Raw genomic sequence first — 14,546 nt, forward strand, 5'->3', positions numbered from 1 at the left:
CTGTATTTCGTTCGGCGGGTTTGCTTCACTACTTCTCCTGGTCGAAAGTGGTGATGCATTCACCGCCTGAACCTACCTCCTCCAAAAACCAAAAACCGCAACCTTTGGCCACAGTAAAACTGCGACTTCAGATTGCGGTTTTGGCAATAAATGAGGAAGCTATTTGCTTCGCGCTAGCCTAAATAAGGCTTAGCCCTGACGGGCCTTGAAGCGCGGCTCCTTCTTGTTGATCACGTAGACCTTGCCACGACGGCGCACGACCTGAGCGCCCGGCTTGTTCTTCAGCGACCGAAGGGACTTGCGGACCTTCATTCGGGCGCTCCTTTCTACTCGGCTCCGAAACGGGAATGTGCACACTGCACTCTCCCCGGACAATCACCCCAGTGACTGCCTGGCAACGCACCCTTCCTGATAATCCGAAGAAATATCAAAGAGGATGCGTTACGACACGAGTTGCCATACTACCTAATAAGCGGAATAACTCCAAAAATCCGGGGGAAACATGTTCTTTGACGGGCAACCCCAAGATCGCGACTCCCCACGTTGCAACTGCTTCCACTTCTCTACTTGGCAGCGGCAATCATGTACTCGCGGACCTCGGCAAGCGTCTTACCTGAGGTCTCCGGCACCGCCTTGATGGTGAATACCAGCGCAATTGCGCCCGTAATGGCAAAGAAGAAGAACGACCACGCACCACCGACAGCATCCACCATCGGAAGAAAAGCCTGCGCCACAAACCAATTCGCAACCCATAGCGCGAGCCCTGCCAGCCCCATACCCAGGCCACGAGCCTCTGTCGGGATGATCTCGGAAATCAGGAGCCAGGTCGCCACCGACACAGCCGCCTGCTGAAACACGATAAATACGGTCATCAGCAGAAGCGACATCATGGCACCCGTCGAAGAGTTACTCGACAAACCATAGACGGGCGCCAGCACGAGCAGCGAGCTTGCACAGCCCACCAAACCGATAATCAGCATTCGCCGACGACCAACGCGGTCAATGATGCTCATACCAATTGCACACGAAATCACCGAGGCGATACCGATGATGATGGAGGTATAGACAGAGCTTTCCGTCGACAAGCCAACCTTGTTCATCATCGTCGGCGCGAAATACATAATCGCGTTCGCGCCCGTGACCTGTTGCGTCACACCAATGAGCATCGCAATAATGACGGTGCGTCGCACCCACGGGGTTTTCACGGCAAGGCGCTCGGCTGCACGCTGATCGGCGCTTGACGACGCCTCATCAACGGCAACCTCAGCCAGGGTCGCCTCATCTCCCTGCATCTGACGCAGCACGGCCAGCGCCTTGCCCTCCTGTCCTCGACGGACGAGGTAGGCCGGAGTGTCCGGCAGAACCAGCATGCCGATGAGCAGCACGATGCCGGGGACAGCGCCGAGTCCAAGCATGAGTCGCCAGTTACCGGAGGAGGCTAGGGCGGAGTTGGTGAGGAACGCCACCAGCTGACCAATCACGATCATCAGCGAGTTCAGGCTGACCAGGCGTCCACGCACATGCGGTGGTGCCATTTCGGAGATGTACATCGGTACGACGATGGAAACACCACCGATACAGACGCCGAGCAAAGTACGCGCAGCACCCAGCGAAAACGCACTAGTAGCGAAAGCACACCAGATACTGCCGATGATGAAGCCGACCGCTCCGAGCAGGATGGTGCCACGGCGCCCCAGGGAGTCCGCTACGCGACCGCCCAGGAACGCACCGATAGCCGCACCGACCAAGAGCATGGCGGTGACAGTGGACTCCTGTCCTGGAGTCAGCTCAAAAGAGCGCTGGATATACAGCAGCGCGCCCGAGATGACACCGGTGTCGTAACCAAAGAGGAGGCCGCCCAGAGCGGCGATGATAGCCACGGCTATCGACCGAGTTGTGGTGGTTTCCCGGTTCGGTCCAGTCTTATTCTGTTCGGTTGTACTCACGCTGGAAATCTTGCCACCGTCCGGCCAAAGACCCCCTATCCGAACAGCACTTACTCGATAAAGATGAGAGTTTTGGCACTCTTCTGGCAGGAAAATCATCCCTTTTCCCGTCCTGAACTAGCGGTAGAGTGAGGCTCATGACACCAGTAGGCACACAGGATTTCCCACACCCCCTCCAGTCGGAGATTATTAACGACCTCCACGTCCAGCCCACCATCAATGCCGCCGAGGAAATCAGCCGCCGAGTCGATTTTCTCTGCGATTATTTCCGCGCCGCGCACGCCAAGGGATTCGTGCTCGGAATTTCCGGCGGTCAAGATTCCACGCTGGCCGGGCGTCTAGCGCAGTTGGCCGTCGAAAAGCTTCGCGACGGCGGTGAGGATGCCACTTTCATTGCCATTCGCCTCCCCCACGGCGTCCAGGCCGATGAGGACGACGCACAGGTGGCACTGCAATTCATTCAGCCTGACCAAAGGCTAACTATCGATATCGCACCGGCCACCGCCGCGATAACCACCCAGGTCACCGATGCCCTGGCCGGCAGCGCTATCAGCGATTTCAACAAGGGAAATATTAAGGCCCGCATGCGAATGATTGCCCAGTACGCAGTGGCGGGTGTTGACGGCGCTTTGGTCATCGGCACAGATCACGCCGCGGAGGCGGTCACCGGCTTCTACACCAAGCACGGCGACGGCGCCTGCGACCTCGTCCCGCTGCAGGGGCTGAGCAAGCGCCAGGGCGCGGCCTTACTCCGTCACCTCGGCGCACCAGCCAGTACGTGGGAGAAGGTGCCGACGGCCGACCTGGAAGAAGACCGCCCTGCGCTTCCCGACGAAGTTGCGCTCGGGGTGACCTATACCGCCATCGACGACTACCTCGAAGGCAAGGCTGTCTCAGATGAGGATGCCGCGCGAATCGAGCACCTCTACTCCATTTCCCGGCACAAGCGAGCCGTCCCGCCCGGACCGGCCGATTCCTGGTGGCGCTAGGCTACTGCCCCGGGCCACCGATCTAGCGTCCCGGACAGAGCAGCAAACCCCTTAAGAGAAGGCCTCCGCGCCAGCGTCCCAAATAGCCCCAACTGCGGCCAAGCTGTCTGCCGCACCGGCTTCGGCGCTGGGTTCCAGCGCAGGTGAACCATCCTGGACGAGCTCGGCGGTCACCAAACCGTGGGCGAACGCCCACATGGCCAATCCCTTAGGCTCATCGCCGGCAACCTTAATGAATGCATCGCGAATCCAGGCATCCAACGACGAAGGCGAGACGACATTCACGAAATTAGTGCGACTCATCAGCCGGTAACCATGCGGATCGTCGAGAACTGCCTGGCGGTACGCCTGCAGCAGAGACGCCGAAGTGCATTCCTCATCAATGGCAGCATGAATACGCTTGCCCAGATTCTCGAGGCTCTCGGTCAGCAACAGCTGAAGGAGCTCTTCTTTACCGCTGATGTGCTTGTACAGCGATGGCGCCTTCACATCGAGCCGCGCCGCTAGGCGGCGCATGCTGATAGCACTCCAGCCCGATTCGCGCAGCATCGCGCGCGCTTCATCTACGATCTTCTGCATACGTGGAGACTGCCTGCGCACATCGGGCTGCGCTGGCACCCCATCGGTCGATTCTATGGTGCACGTCACATTTGCGACTGTAACGGGTTGAATCTCACTTAGGGCGCTTTTGGGTAATTTAACCCAACAATTTTTAAAAAACAGCTAACGGCGGTGCTCAGTCACTAAAAGCTGCCTTTGCACGCTACAAGCTTTGCTTCACGACGGAGCCCCACCGTCGTAAAGCAAAAGTGCCGTATGCCACCGCTACACTTCGTAGCGATTCGGCTCCTCCCCGAGGTGGAAATGGCGACCCGAAACATCGTTCGGGGTAATGCGCACGTAGTTGTACTTTAACGTCGGCAGCCAGGGCTTCAGCGGCAGCTCATCTGCAGCGTTAATATCCGCGCGGGAGGTGAGAACCTCTGCGTCACCCTTTACGATGACCGACCAGGCCTTCTGAGCATCCTTGTCAACAAAGTCGGCCTCAAAAAGAACATCGTGGTTCAGAGAAACAGTAAAGAGCTTCGACCCCTCGGCAGTGCGGAAGTAAATGCTTCCCTCATGAACGACGTAGTTCAGCGGGAAAAGGTCCATATCGTCTTTACGACGAACAACCAGTCGCCCAAAAGTCTGCGTAGCCAGCAGCTCAAGGGATTCTTCGGTGGACAGTTTCTGAATAACGGAGTCGTTGTTTGCCATACCCCCAGTATTCCACCGTTCAGACAAAGTTGCTACAGCCATACGGATTACCAATCATTGAGGTAAACGGCGAGCACACTACCCAGGGGTAGATACAAGAAAACCCCCGGTCATTTCGACCGAGGGATTTCATACTGGTGGAGCTAACGGGACTCGAACCCGTGACCCCCACACTGCCAGTGTGGTGCGCTACCAGCTGCGCCATAGCCCCAGAATCAACATCGAAGTGGCTTTCCCCCTCCGCTGTGGACTCCTCATAGGCTACATGGCACTGTCATGTATCACCAAATCCGCATGTAGAACACTCTTTTACGAATTCGCCGAGTGCCCCAGAGTGGATCTGCCGAACATGAACCGAGGATGAATCGTGTGAGCGTGCACGGATCCTAGCGCAGGGCTACCTTGACCCACTGCCCCAGTCCGCCATCACCGGAAATGGTCTCCAGAATATCCTTGCCGTCGACAAAGACGTGCGGCGAGGAAACCTTGCCCAAGCGCTTCTCAAGGTCATCGAAGTTGGCATTTGCGCTTGCCTTAGCCTCGGTGGTGTCGATGCCGGAACGGACTTCGCTGACAATTTCGTCAGCAACACCGAGCTGCTCCAGACGGTCAGCCAACTCATCATCGCTCCACGTGACAGAGTTCTGCTGGTCAGCCATCATCATTGTGCGGAAGTTCCAATATGCGCGAGCATCACCGGTCTCAGCAATCTTGCGGGCAACCGCGAAGACGCGAGTGGAGTGACCGTCACGCTGCTCCTTCTCCTGACCATCCAGGAAGTTCAGCGTGCGGTATTCAGCGACAAGCTTGCCGTCGTTTAGCGCCTTGAGCTCATCATCGTGGCCCTCTTCGCTCATCTGAGCACAGTAGTGGCACGAGAAGTCCTCAAAAATCGTGGCTGTTTTAGCCCCTTCGGCGCCGTCCTTGCTCAGTCGGATGACATCGCCGTCGAGTGCGACGGAGAAGTCGACGTCCTCATCTGGCAGTCCCTCAATCGGCTGCGACCGGCCGATGTAGATAACGCCACCAATAACAACTGCAACGACAGCAAGAAGAGCAATCAGGCCGACGACGAAGCCACTGCCCTTTTCATTTGGATTCTTAATCTTCTGACTCACACCGCTTACGATAGCGGTGTTTTCTTGCCAATGACACAATTGCGCCTGAGAAAACGGAAATGGTTGTTAGGCCGCATCGCTAGGCCCCATCACCTTGCCCCATTCCCCTGGCCTATCCCCTAGGCTTCCCCTCTAGCCAGCGGGCTAGGCGTAAATGGCAAACTTCTTCCACGGCCACACGTACACAAATACAGCCAAGGCCAGAAAACCTATATCTCGGGCGATTTCCGTCAGATACGTAGCGGGGCCAGCGTTCTCGTCGTAGCCACCGCCACCAAAGCACCCGCAGTCAATCTGCAGGCCGCGCGCCCACGCCGAGATAATGCCGCCGATAAACACCAGCAAGAGCGCGCCAGACAACACCGCTACCGGGCGCAGGAAAAGCCCCAATACCAGCAGGAGTCCGAGGATAACTTCGAAAGCGGGCAGCGCAACCGCTACCATCGGCACCAAATCACTCGGCAGCAGCTCATAAGCTTGCACTGCCTGACGCGATTCCAGCGGGTTCAGCAGTTTGATTAGACCCGAGTACAACCAAACTGCAGCCAGGCCGAATCGTGCCACCACGCCTACGAAATTCTTCATGCATAGAAATATTAGTACAGGCTAACTGTTTACAGCTAGCCCAACGGATACCGTTTACCCGTTCAGAACCGCCGAGACCACGTCCTGTGCCTCAGCCTGAACCTGTGCCAGGTGATCCGCGCCCTTGAAAGACTCCGCGTAGATCTTGTACTTATCTTCAGTGCCCGACGGACGCGCCGCGAACCATGCGTTTTCCGTAACCACCTTGAGGCCACCAATCGCAGCGCCGTTGCCCGGCGCTTCGGTCAGTTTGGCTGTGATGGTCTCCCCTGCCAGGGTGTCGGCCTTGACCTGCTCTGGCGAGAGCTTCTTCAGGATTGCCTTCTGCTCACGGGTTGCGTCCGCATCGGTGCGAGCGTAAGCCGGGGCACCGTACTTATCGGCGAGTTCTGCGTAGAGCTGCGATGGAGTCTTCTCGGTCACAGCCCTAATCTCGCTGGCCAGGAGGTCCAGGATGATGCCGTCCTTATCGGTAGACCACACAGTGCCGTCGTGACGCAGGAACGATGCACCAGCGGATTCTTCACCACCGAAACCGATGGTGCCGCCGAGCAGACCCGGGACGAACCACTTGAAGCCGACTGGAACTTCCACGAGCTTGCGACCCAAATTGGCAACGACGCGGTCGATCATCGACGAAGACACCAACGTCTTACCGACCGCGGTCTCCTGCGACCAGCCCGGACGGTGTGCGAAGAGGTAGTCAATGGCAACGGCCAGGTAGTGGTTCGGGTTCATCAGACCCGCGTCCGGTGTCACAATTCCGTGGCGGTCCGAGTCCGCGTCATTGCCGGTGGAGATGTCGAACTTATCGCGGTTACCAATCAGGGACGCCATCGCATTCGGCGAGGAACAGTCCATACGAATCTTGCCGTCTGTATCCAGCGTCATAAAACGCCAGGTCGCATCAACCAGCGGATTGACCACAGTCAGGTTTAGGTTATGCGCATCGCCAATTGCGCCCCAGTAATCCACCGACGCACCACCCATTGGGTCGGCGCCGATACGCACGCCGGCATCACGGATGGCGTCAAGGTTGACAACATTTGGCAGGTCCGACACGTACGCATTGAGGTAGTCGTGCTTTACGACGAGGTCTCCTGCCTTATCCACCAGCTGGCGCTTAACCCCATCCAGGCCCTTAGCCAGGTATTCATTGGCACGAGCTGCAATCCAGTCCGTCGCATCTGCATCCGCCGGACCACCGGTCGGCGGGTTGTACTTAAAACCACCATCCCGTGGCGGATTGTGGGAAGGGGTAATCACGATGCCGTCGGCACGCGCGGAGCTACTACCCGACGGACCGCCCTCCACGTCGCGGTTATACGTCAGAATCGCGTGGCTGACAGCCGGGGTCGGCGTGTAGCGATCCTGAGCGTCAACCATCACGGTAATGCCGTTGGCCGTGAGCACCTCGAGAGCGGAAATCATTGCCGGCTCGGACAGGCCGTGGGTATCGCGGCCAACGTACAGTGGGCCTTCAATGCCCTGGCCCTTGCGGTAATCCACGATGGCCTGAGTAGTGGCGTGAATGTGGTCTTCGTTGAAAGCGCCGTCGAGGGAGGAACCGCGGTGACCGGAAGTACCGAAGACAACCTTCTGGTCGGGGTTATTCGGGTCCGGGTGCTTTGTGTAGTAAGCAGTGACCAGTTCCGCGACATCGATAAGGTCGGATGGCTGGGCCAATTGCCCGGCGCGCTCATGAGCCATTGTGGGTATCCTCCTGCTGAATCGGCGAACTGCGCAACCACCGATTTCACCGCCGACCAGCCGGCCGGAATGGGGAAACCGAACTTAGATGCGCTTCCTCCTCTCCAGTGTCCCCGTTTTAGGGACAGCGCGCATGGCAAGAACCACTCGGTAAGGCAAACTCGCCCCTGCAATAGGGTGCAGTAGGTAGATTGTCGCGTGCCGACGGCAACACCTTTTCGTGAAAGATTCCGAATTGTCGGCGCCTACCTCCCCTTTTAACCACTGTGCTAGCATTTTCACCGTGAATGAGGAATCTGTCGCTGCGAAACTGCCATCAGCAGGACGAGCGCAGGTTCTCATGGCTCTGGCCGTGGCCGGCGGTGCCGCTGTTGGCGCAGTATGTCGCTTTCTGCTCGGAGCGGCGATCGATGCAATCGTTGGCTCGGGAATTAGCGCAATCTCGACGACTGTCATCAACTTACTGGGCTGCCTTCTCTTCGGTCTGGTCAGCAGTATCGCGTTTGATAATCCCCGGCTCGCCGCTTTCTGCGGTACTGGCTTTTGTGGCGGCTTCACCACTTTCTCCGCCTTTGTCATTCTCCTATTGGCACAGGCGGACACGTCAGTCGTGCTGATTGTGAGCGTTGGGCTTATTCACCTACTGTGCTGTCCCCTCGCCTACTGGCTGGGGACCAAGTGCGCACGGGAGGTCGCGGAATGACCGGCGATCTCCTCAGTTCTTTTTCCTCCGAGCTCTCTGCCATCCTCGCTATCGCAGTTGGCGCGGCAGTAGGTGGTGCGCTGCGCTATGCGCTGGCCGAGCTTGCGGTGAAGTGGGCTGATTCCAAACTGCCCGGAACGTGGACCGCGAATATGATTGCCTGCTTCGTCGCCGGTGTCGCTGCTGTGGTGTGGTCGCGGGGAACGTCGATAAGCAATGGCATGACACCTGCCCTGGCCTATGCGACGGTAATGATTGGCTTCGCCGGCGGCCTGTCGACGTGGTCCACACTCGCCGGAGAGATCACACGCCTTAAAAACCAACACTTTTGGAGGGCATGTGGGTACGTTGCTCTCACACTGATTGGCGGAATGATTTTTGCTTTCGCCGGAATACGTTTACCCCCACTTGTGGCGAATTAGTAGCACAATAATCATTTTCTGAGAATCTAATAATCGGGTTTAGGCTTTCTACCAGTAAAGTTCCACAGCATGGAAAGCTTCAGCGATTTTGCCTCAGCGGCGGATAGTTTTATTTGGAGTCCATACCTCCTCATCCCCGCGCTGATCGGCACCGGAATCATCTTGACCATTCGCCTGGGCGCAATTCACCTGGTCAAACTCGGCCCGGCACTGCGCCTCGGACTCATCGACCGTAACGACGACGACGCCGAGGGAGATATCACCAACTACCAGGCGCTGGCGACGGCTCTCGCGGCAACTGTCGGTGTCGGCAACATTGTCGGTGTCGCTACCGCAATTGGTTTAGGTGGACCCGGTGCGCTGTTCTGGATGTGGGTAACCGGCCTGCTAGGTATGGCATCGAAGTACTCCGAGGCATTCCTGGGCGTGAAGTACCGCCAGACCGATGCAGCTGGCGAACAGTCCGGTGGTCCGCAGTACTACCTGCGCAAGGCCATCCCGAATGGTTTTGGTAAGACGCTCGGTATTCTCTTCGCCGTCTTTGCTGCGCTGGCAGCGTTTGGTATCGGCAACCTGACCCAGGGCAATGCCGTGGCCTCGAACCTGGAAAACAGCTTCGACATCGATCCGACGCTCTCCGGCATGATCATGTTCATCCTGGTAGGTGCGGCGCTGATGGGTGGCATTAAGTCGATTGGCCGCATCACCGCCGGCTTTGTGCCGATGATGATTGTGCTCTACATCGGTGCGGCCGTGTGGGTGCTCGTCGCCAATGTCTCGGCGCTGCCCGAGACCTTCAAGCTCATCTTCACCGATGCTTTCACCGGCACCGCGGCCGTTGGTGGGTTCGCAGGCTCCACGCTCATTCTCGCCCTGCAGATGGGTGTTGCCCGCGGCCTGTTCTCCAACGAGTCGGGCCTGGGTTCCGGTGCTATCGCCGCTGCCGCCGCATCGACCACTCACCCGGTTCGTCAGGGTCTGGTCTCCATGACTCAGACCTTCATTGACACCATCATCGTCGTGTCCTTCACCGGCCTGGTTATCATCAGCACCGGTGTTTGGCAGGATGGCAACGTCGACACTGGCGCTCTGACTGCTGAGGCATTCTCCCGCGGTCTGCCGGGCCACTGGGGTGGCACCATCGTCACGCTGTCGGTTGTCTTCTTCGCATTCTCCACCATGCTGGGCTGGTCCTACTACGGTGAGCGCGCCTTCGAGTCCCTGGTCGGTCGCCGCGGCACCGGCCTCTACCGTGCAGTCTTCACCTGCGTGGTCTTCGTCGGCGCGGTAACTCAGCTGGAAACCGTCTGGTCCGTCGCCTCGGCCCTCAACGGCCTGATGGCGCTGCCGAACCTCATCGGTCTGATTGTCCTGTCCGGGCTCATCGCGCGTGAGACAAAGGCATACCTCGAATTTGACCCTCAACTTCGCGCAACGGCTGCGGAAATCGACAAGTGGCAGTCTCAGCAAGACTTCGAGGCTTTCAGCAAGAACTAACTGAAACTACCTGCTGCCCGTAAGGGCTACGGCAAAACTACGAGCAGGTCTGCGCGGTCTCCGGCTTTTCGATTGCCGCAAGCGCGTCGTCAAGCACAGAGACCTTTACCAACTTCATATCGCCTCGGTCGGCAGTCACAGCTTCTGCGCAATTGCCTTCCGGCACGAAGAACATCTCGGCGCCCTCATCTCGGGCAGCCGAGATTTTGTGTGTAATGCCACCGATTTCGCCCACGTTGCCGGCAGCGTCAATAGTGCCAGTGCCAGCGAGGTGCTGCCCCTCGGTCAGATCGCCTGGACTCAGCTTGTCAATCACTCCGAGCGTCATCATGAGACCCGCAGACGGACCTCCAATGCCGCTGAGCTGGTACTCAACCTTGGTGTCGTCCGCGGATTGCGCCCCCATCCCAACGCCGAGCAGCGCGGCATTCTTCTGATGCGGATTTTCCGCCAGTGTCACAGAAATATCGACGGCTTTCTCGGGGTCAGAGTCCTCGCCCTTAGCAGTCTTCTGCTTGTCGACGGTCGCAGACTTGACCCTCAACGTGACAGTATCGCCCGGGTTGCGTCCGGCAATAATCGCCTTGACTTGCTCAGGCTTGCTTACGGCCACCCCATCCACGGCGAGAATCACATCGTCTTCATGCAGTCGCCCATCGACGGGACTATCCGGCACTGTGTAGGCGACGGTGACTTCCATCGGCAACCCGAGATGTGCCAGCGCAGCGGAGGTGGCGTTGGCCTCTGACTCGGTGAATGCAGCCTTGTTCTCCTCTTCCACCTCGTCCTGACTCTGGCCCGGAGGGAAGACCGCCTCAATGGGGACGATATCGTTGTCACGATCGAACCACAGGCCAATGACCTGCGGCAATGTCAGGTTATGTCTGACTGCGACGGTTGTCATATCCAGCGTGCCCTTAGAGAGTTCGGAGTCCGCAGCACTGCCACTGACCGAGATAATGCTCTTGCCCTCGACATCGCTGAGGACATCGAAGACCGGGCCAGGCCCCTGCGCGGCATAGGGCACTGTCAGCGTTGGCAGCGAGAGCACAGTTGCCAACGCGGCGATGGGCACAGCGCCCGCAACAAGAGTTTGGGTACGACGATTCACAAATAACACCCTACATTCTCGCTATCTGCCTACTGGACACCTGATGAATCTTGTCCGTGTCTGTTCGCTGGGCGCGAAGTTGCCAATAAAGTGGTGCTTTTAAGTACTCACGCGGGTCATTGCCCGGTACGGTGGGAGCATGAGTTCTAACGGATTTGGCTTTGGTCCGAACGACAATGATGACGATCGCGACGACGCTGGCAACAATGACTCCGGTCAGGGCGGTCAGGGCGGCCAGGGCGGTCCTTTCGGTTTCTTCGGGTTTCCCTTCGGTGGCATGGGCGGCGCCGGTGGCTTCGGTTTCGGCGGCCCCGGGCAGCCCGGCAGCGGCGCCTCCGGCAAGGGGGACCAGCCGAACTTGGGCGATATTCTCAACCAGTTCGGCGAGATGTTCTCCGGCATGGGGCAGCGATTCCAGGAGTCTAACTCTGGCCCTGTCAACTACGACGCGGCCGAGCGCGTTGCGCGGACCCGTCTTGGTAACCCGGCTCCGGTGAAGGACTCGGCCCGCGAGGCGCTGGCTGATTCCTTGCGCCTGGCCGAACTGTGGCTAGATGACGTCACCTCCCTGCCGGCTGGTGTCAACCGCGTAGAAGCGTGGAATAGCCTGCAGTGGTTGGAGAACACCAAGTCGACATGGACTCGCCTTGTCGATCCCGTCGCCAGCCGCATGAGTGATGCCTCCCTCGAGGGTGTTCCAGAGGAAGCTCGCGAGATGATGGGGCCGATGCTGGGCATCATGCGCCAGATGAACTCGATGAGTTTCGGTACTCAGCTAGGAAATGCGCTGGCGGAGTTGGCACAGACGAGCCTGACTGGTTCTGACCTCGGGCTGCCGCTACACACCACTGGTGCGGCGGTGCTGCTGCCAACGCATCTCGTCGCTCTCGCGGAGGAACTCGAGGTTCCAGCGCGCGATCTGTTTATCTACGCCACTGCCCGCGAAGCTGCCCACCAACGTCTCTTCGACCGCGTGCCATGGCTGGCTGAACGCATGATTTCCTCTGTCGAGGAATACGCTGCCGGCATCGTCATCGATTACTCGGCGATTGAAGAGGCCGCCCGCGGTCTGGATATTGAGAACATGCAGGATCCGCAGCGTATGCAGGAGGCTATGAGCGAGCTGCAGAATATGGATCTGAGCCCGAAGATTCGTTCTCGTAACGAGAATGCTCGTACTCGTTTCCAGACGCTGCTAGCACTGGTCGAAGGATGGGTGGACATGGTTGTCACCGATGCCCTCGGTGAGCGTCTATCGGGTGCCGCACAGCTGGATGAAGCCTGGCGTCGTCGCCGCGCCACCGAAGGTGCTGAACAGGCACTGGAGAAAGCCACCGGCATTGACCTCGGATCCCCCAAGGTGCGTGAGGCAACCAACTTGTGGCACCGTCTGACCACCGCTGTGGGCATCGAGCGACGCGACAAGGTCTGGGATCACCCGGACTTCCTGCCCGTGGCAGAGGATTTGGATGAACCCGCGGCCTTTATTGACTCGGTTCTTGGCGGCTCGGAAAACGATGACTTCGACCCGATCGCAGAGCTTGAAGAGCAGCTGCGCAAAGAAGCCGAAAAGCGCGCGGCTGACGGCAACGACAGTGACGCCGACGAGGACAATTCTGGCGACGCCGACGACGATAAGTAGCGAGTTAGCTCTGGGTTCCCCAGCGCTGATACGCCTCTAAATAGCCCCGTGCCCGTTCGTGGTACGGGGCTTTTGCCGCCCAATACCAAAACTCTTCGGTATGACCACCGTCGACGAAAGTGTGCACCAGTTCGTGCACAATGACGTCGTCGAGGACGTACCCCGGGACGTCGGCAAGCCTGTGCGAAATGCGAATGCGCCCAGGACTATCGACACCGCCGGTGACGGATGCCCACCTGCGCGACATGTTCTTGACCCATTTGATTGACTCGAACCGCGGGCGATCTTCCAGCACCGTACGAGAGAGCAGCCGTGCGCGGCGCTCCAGCTCGGAATTATCCAGGTTGCTGCCAACTTTCTTTCGCACTCGCGCAACAATTTCATTGACCTGCTGTTTTTCCGCAGCGGCGCTGAGATCGTCCGGAACCATGACAATGATCCGGTTTCCCTCCGCGCGGGCGGACACAGTACGGCGGCGGCGCTTCGAGCGCCGAACCTCAACATCCGGGCCGTACTCAGGTCGCTTGGTGCTCATGCTTTTTAAGCGTATATGCTCTGCGCTGCGATTGCGTAAAAGCTGGCCCCGGGGTAAAAGATATTTTTATGGGGGAATACAGGGATACGTCTCGGGGGCGGGATGGTACGGCTGGCGTAATAGGTTCGCACACACCCGCGGCACAAACACTTGCCGCGCCTGCCACGGACTACGCGCTGCGGCCGGAGGTACCGATTGTCATGCGCCCAGGCGCGCGGATTCAGTTCGGCGTGGAACCGGAGCGCAGCATGATTCTGCCGCTTTCCGACGGCACCCCGCCGGGGCCTGTCTTCTCGGCGCTTCTTGCAGCTCATAGAGGTAGCACCTTAAGCGAGGCCTTTACTGACAGTCACGACAAACTGTCACCGCAGTTCATTACCGCACTTATCTCCGACCTTCACCGAGCCGCACTGGTCCAAAAACCACCGACACGGCGGAGGATTACGCTGATTGGTCGGGACAGCTTGCGCACCGGACTTTTAAAGGAGCTTCGTCGCACGGGTTGTGGTAGTTGGACGACGGCAATGTCGCCCACCCGCAATGCGACGCTGAAAATATCTCAATCCACACCGGAAGAGATCGGGCTCGCGGTGGTCACGGGCATGGAAGTACCGAGCATGCCCTTGGTTCGCGCTCTGTTTCATCGTGGAATTGAGCATCTGCACACGCATTTCCGCGATGGGGCACTGATTCTTGGGCCACTTGTTCAACCAGGTCAAGGACCCTGCTCGATGTGTTTCGAAGCTTATCGACGAGACCGCGACCCCGTCCGGGCACTGATTGCGCTACAGCTTCGCACTTTTACGCCCGTGGCCGCACCGGAATGGCTGAACACAGCGGTGCCACTGTTGGTTGGGCAGCTGCGGCGGCCGGATCTCTCAGATCTATGTGCAACGGAGGTGCGCATAGATCTGGAAAGCCTCGATATCACTCGCACTACTGTTGCTCCCCACCCGCAGTGCCCAGTGTGTGGTCATGGAAACTCGCAGATGCAGTTCATGTAATTCGAAGTGCCTTGAGCAGAATCT

The 14,546-nt window shown here is 58.5% G+C and carries 16 protein-coding genes and 1 tRNA gene; 7 read left to right on the top strand and 10 right to left on the bottom strand.

Features of this window, described 5'->3' with window-relative positions:
* A partial coding sequence (locus tag QP982_RS02490; protein ID WP_284870169.1) for a hypothetical protein occupies nucleotides 1–182 on the top strand: 182 nt, incomplete at its 5' end.
* A 7-nt stretch (nucleotides 183–189) separates the two neighbouring features.
* On the opposite strand, the gene ykgO is transcribed toward QP982_RS02490, so the two are convergent.
* Entirely contained in the window at nucleotides 190–312 is a 123-nt protein-coding gene (ykgO, locus tag QP982_RS02495; RefSeq protein WP_005511141.1) for a type B 50S ribosomal protein L36, read from the bottom strand.
* 251 nt (nucleotides 313–563) lie between these two features.
* Nucleotides 564–2,045, bottom strand: coding sequence for a sugar porter family MFS transporter (locus QP982_RS02500; protein WP_141744329.1), 1,482 nt, complete (start codon nucleotides 2,043–2,045; stop codon nucleotides 564–566).
* A 38-nt stretch (nucleotides 2,046–2,083) separates the two neighbouring features.
* Here QP982_RS02500 and nadE point away from each other — a divergent pair, with 38 nt between their 5' ends.
* Nucleotides 2,084–2,935 (top strand): NAD(+) synthase, encoded by an 852-nt coding sequence (nadE, locus tag QP982_RS02505; protein WP_187404039.1) that lies wholly within the window; start codon nucleotides 2,084–2,086, stop codon nucleotides 2,933–2,935.
* 51 nt (nucleotides 2,936–2,986) lie between these two features.
* Here the strand turns inward: nadE and QP982_RS02510 are convergent, their stop codons facing one another.
* From QP982_RS02510 to pgm, 6 genes are all read right to left on the bottom strand, one after another.
* On the bottom strand, nucleotides 2,987–3,514 hold the full coding sequence (locus QP982_RS02510) for a TetR/AcrR family transcriptional regulator (RefSeq protein WP_049172854.1): 528 nt from the start codon (nucleotides 3,512–3,514) through the stop codon (nucleotides 2,987–2,989).
* 246 nt (nucleotides 3,515–3,760) lie between these two features.
* Nucleotides 3,761–4,195 carry a pyridoxamine 5'-phosphate oxidase family protein gene (locus QP982_RS02515; RefSeq protein WP_048732964.1) on the bottom strand — a complete coding sequence of 145 codons (435 nt, stop codon included), beginning with the start codon at nucleotides 4,193–4,195 and terminating at the stop codon, nucleotides 3,761–3,763.
* A gap of 135 nt (nucleotides 4,196–4,330) precedes the next feature.
* A tRNA-Ala gene (locus tag QP982_RS02520) sits at nucleotides 4,331–4,406 on the bottom strand.
* 175 nt (nucleotides 4,407–4,581) lie between these two features.
* Entirely contained in the window at nucleotides 4,582–5,313 is a 732-nt protein-coding gene (locus QP982_RS02525) for a DsbA family protein (RefSeq protein ID WP_284870171.1), read from the bottom strand.
* Between the two features lie 144 nt (nucleotides 5,314–5,457).
* Complete coding sequence (locus QP982_RS02530; RefSeq protein ID WP_016422243.1) at nucleotides 5,458–5,898, bottom strand: MauE/DoxX family redox-associated membrane protein; 441 nt, start codon at nucleotides 5,896–5,898, stop codon at nucleotides 5,458–5,460.
* 54 nt (nucleotides 5,899–5,952) lie between these two features.
* Nucleotides 5,953–7,608, bottom strand: coding sequence for a phosphoglucomutase (alpha-D-glucose-1,6-bisphosphate-dependent) (gene pgm / locus QP982_RS02535; protein WP_284870172.1), 1,656 nt, complete (start codon nucleotides 7,606–7,608; stop codon nucleotides 5,953–5,955).
* A gap of 283 nt (nucleotides 7,609–7,891) precedes the next feature.
* Here pgm and QP982_RS02540 point away from each other — a divergent pair, with 283 nt between their 5' ends.
* The 3 genes from QP982_RS02540 to QP982_RS02550 all read left to right on the top strand — a co-directional run bounded on the left by QP982_RS02540 (nucleotide 7,892) and on the right by QP982_RS02550 (nucleotide 10,230).
* The gene (locus tag QP982_RS02540) at nucleotides 7,892–8,311 is read left to right on the top strand and encodes a fluoride efflux transporter FluC (protein ID WP_232250855.1); all 420 of its coding nucleotides are present in this window, start codon (nucleotides 7,892–7,894) and stop codon (nucleotides 8,309–8,311) included.
* Nucleotides 8,308–8,733, top strand: a complete 426-nt coding sequence (locus QP982_RS02545; RefSeq protein WP_070603421.1) for a fluoride efflux transporter FluC — start codon at nucleotides 8,308–8,310, stop codon at nucleotides 8,731–8,733. Before QP982_RS02540 ends, QP982_RS02545 begins: the two co-directional genes overlap by 4 nt.
* Nucleotides 8,734–8,802: 69 nt before the next feature.
* Complete coding sequence (locus QP982_RS02550; RefSeq protein ID WP_284870174.1) at nucleotides 8,803–10,230, top strand: alanine/glycine:cation symporter family protein; 1,428 nt, start codon at nucleotides 8,803–8,805, stop codon at nucleotides 10,228–10,230.
* A gap of 37 nt (nucleotides 10,231–10,267) precedes the next feature.
* Here QP982_RS02550 and QP982_RS02555 read toward each other — a convergent pair whose 3' ends face one another.
* Nucleotides 10,268–11,341, bottom strand: a complete 1,074-nt coding sequence (locus QP982_RS02555) for a YlbL family protein (protein WP_048733327.1) — start codon at nucleotides 11,339–11,341, stop codon at nucleotides 10,268–10,270.
* A 139-nt stretch (nucleotides 11,342–11,480) separates the two neighbouring features.
* On the opposite strand from QP982_RS02555, the gene QP982_RS02560 reads away from it, so the two are divergent.
* Complete coding sequence (locus QP982_RS02560; protein WP_284870175.1) at nucleotides 11,481–12,983, top strand: zinc-dependent metalloprotease; 1,503 nt, start codon at nucleotides 11,481–11,483, stop codon at nucleotides 12,981–12,983.
* 4 nt (nucleotides 12,984–12,987) lie between these two features.
* On the opposite strand, the gene QP982_RS02565 is transcribed toward QP982_RS02560, so the two are convergent.
* Entirely contained in the window at nucleotides 12,988–13,518 is a 531-nt protein-coding gene (locus QP982_RS02565; RefSeq protein ID WP_016422236.1) for a YgjP-like metallopeptidase domain-containing protein, read from the bottom strand.
* Nucleotides 13,519–13,718: 200 nt separating this feature from the next.
* On the opposite strand from QP982_RS02565, the gene QP982_RS02570 reads away from it, so the two are divergent.
* The gene (locus QP982_RS02570) at nucleotides 13,719–14,522 is read left to right on the top strand and encodes a TOMM precursor leader peptide-binding protein (RefSeq protein ID WP_016422235.1); all 804 of its coding nucleotides are present in this window, start codon (nucleotides 13,719–13,721) and stop codon (nucleotides 14,520–14,522) included.
* Nucleotides 14,523–14,546 lie beyond the last annotated feature (24 nt).

This window comes from Corynebacterium sp. MSK019 (assembly GCF_030232425.1).
In the GTDB taxonomy this organism is placed as follows: Bacteria; Actinomycetota; Actinomycetes; order Mycobacteriales; family Mycobacteriaceae; genus Corynebacterium; species Corynebacterium jeikeium_D.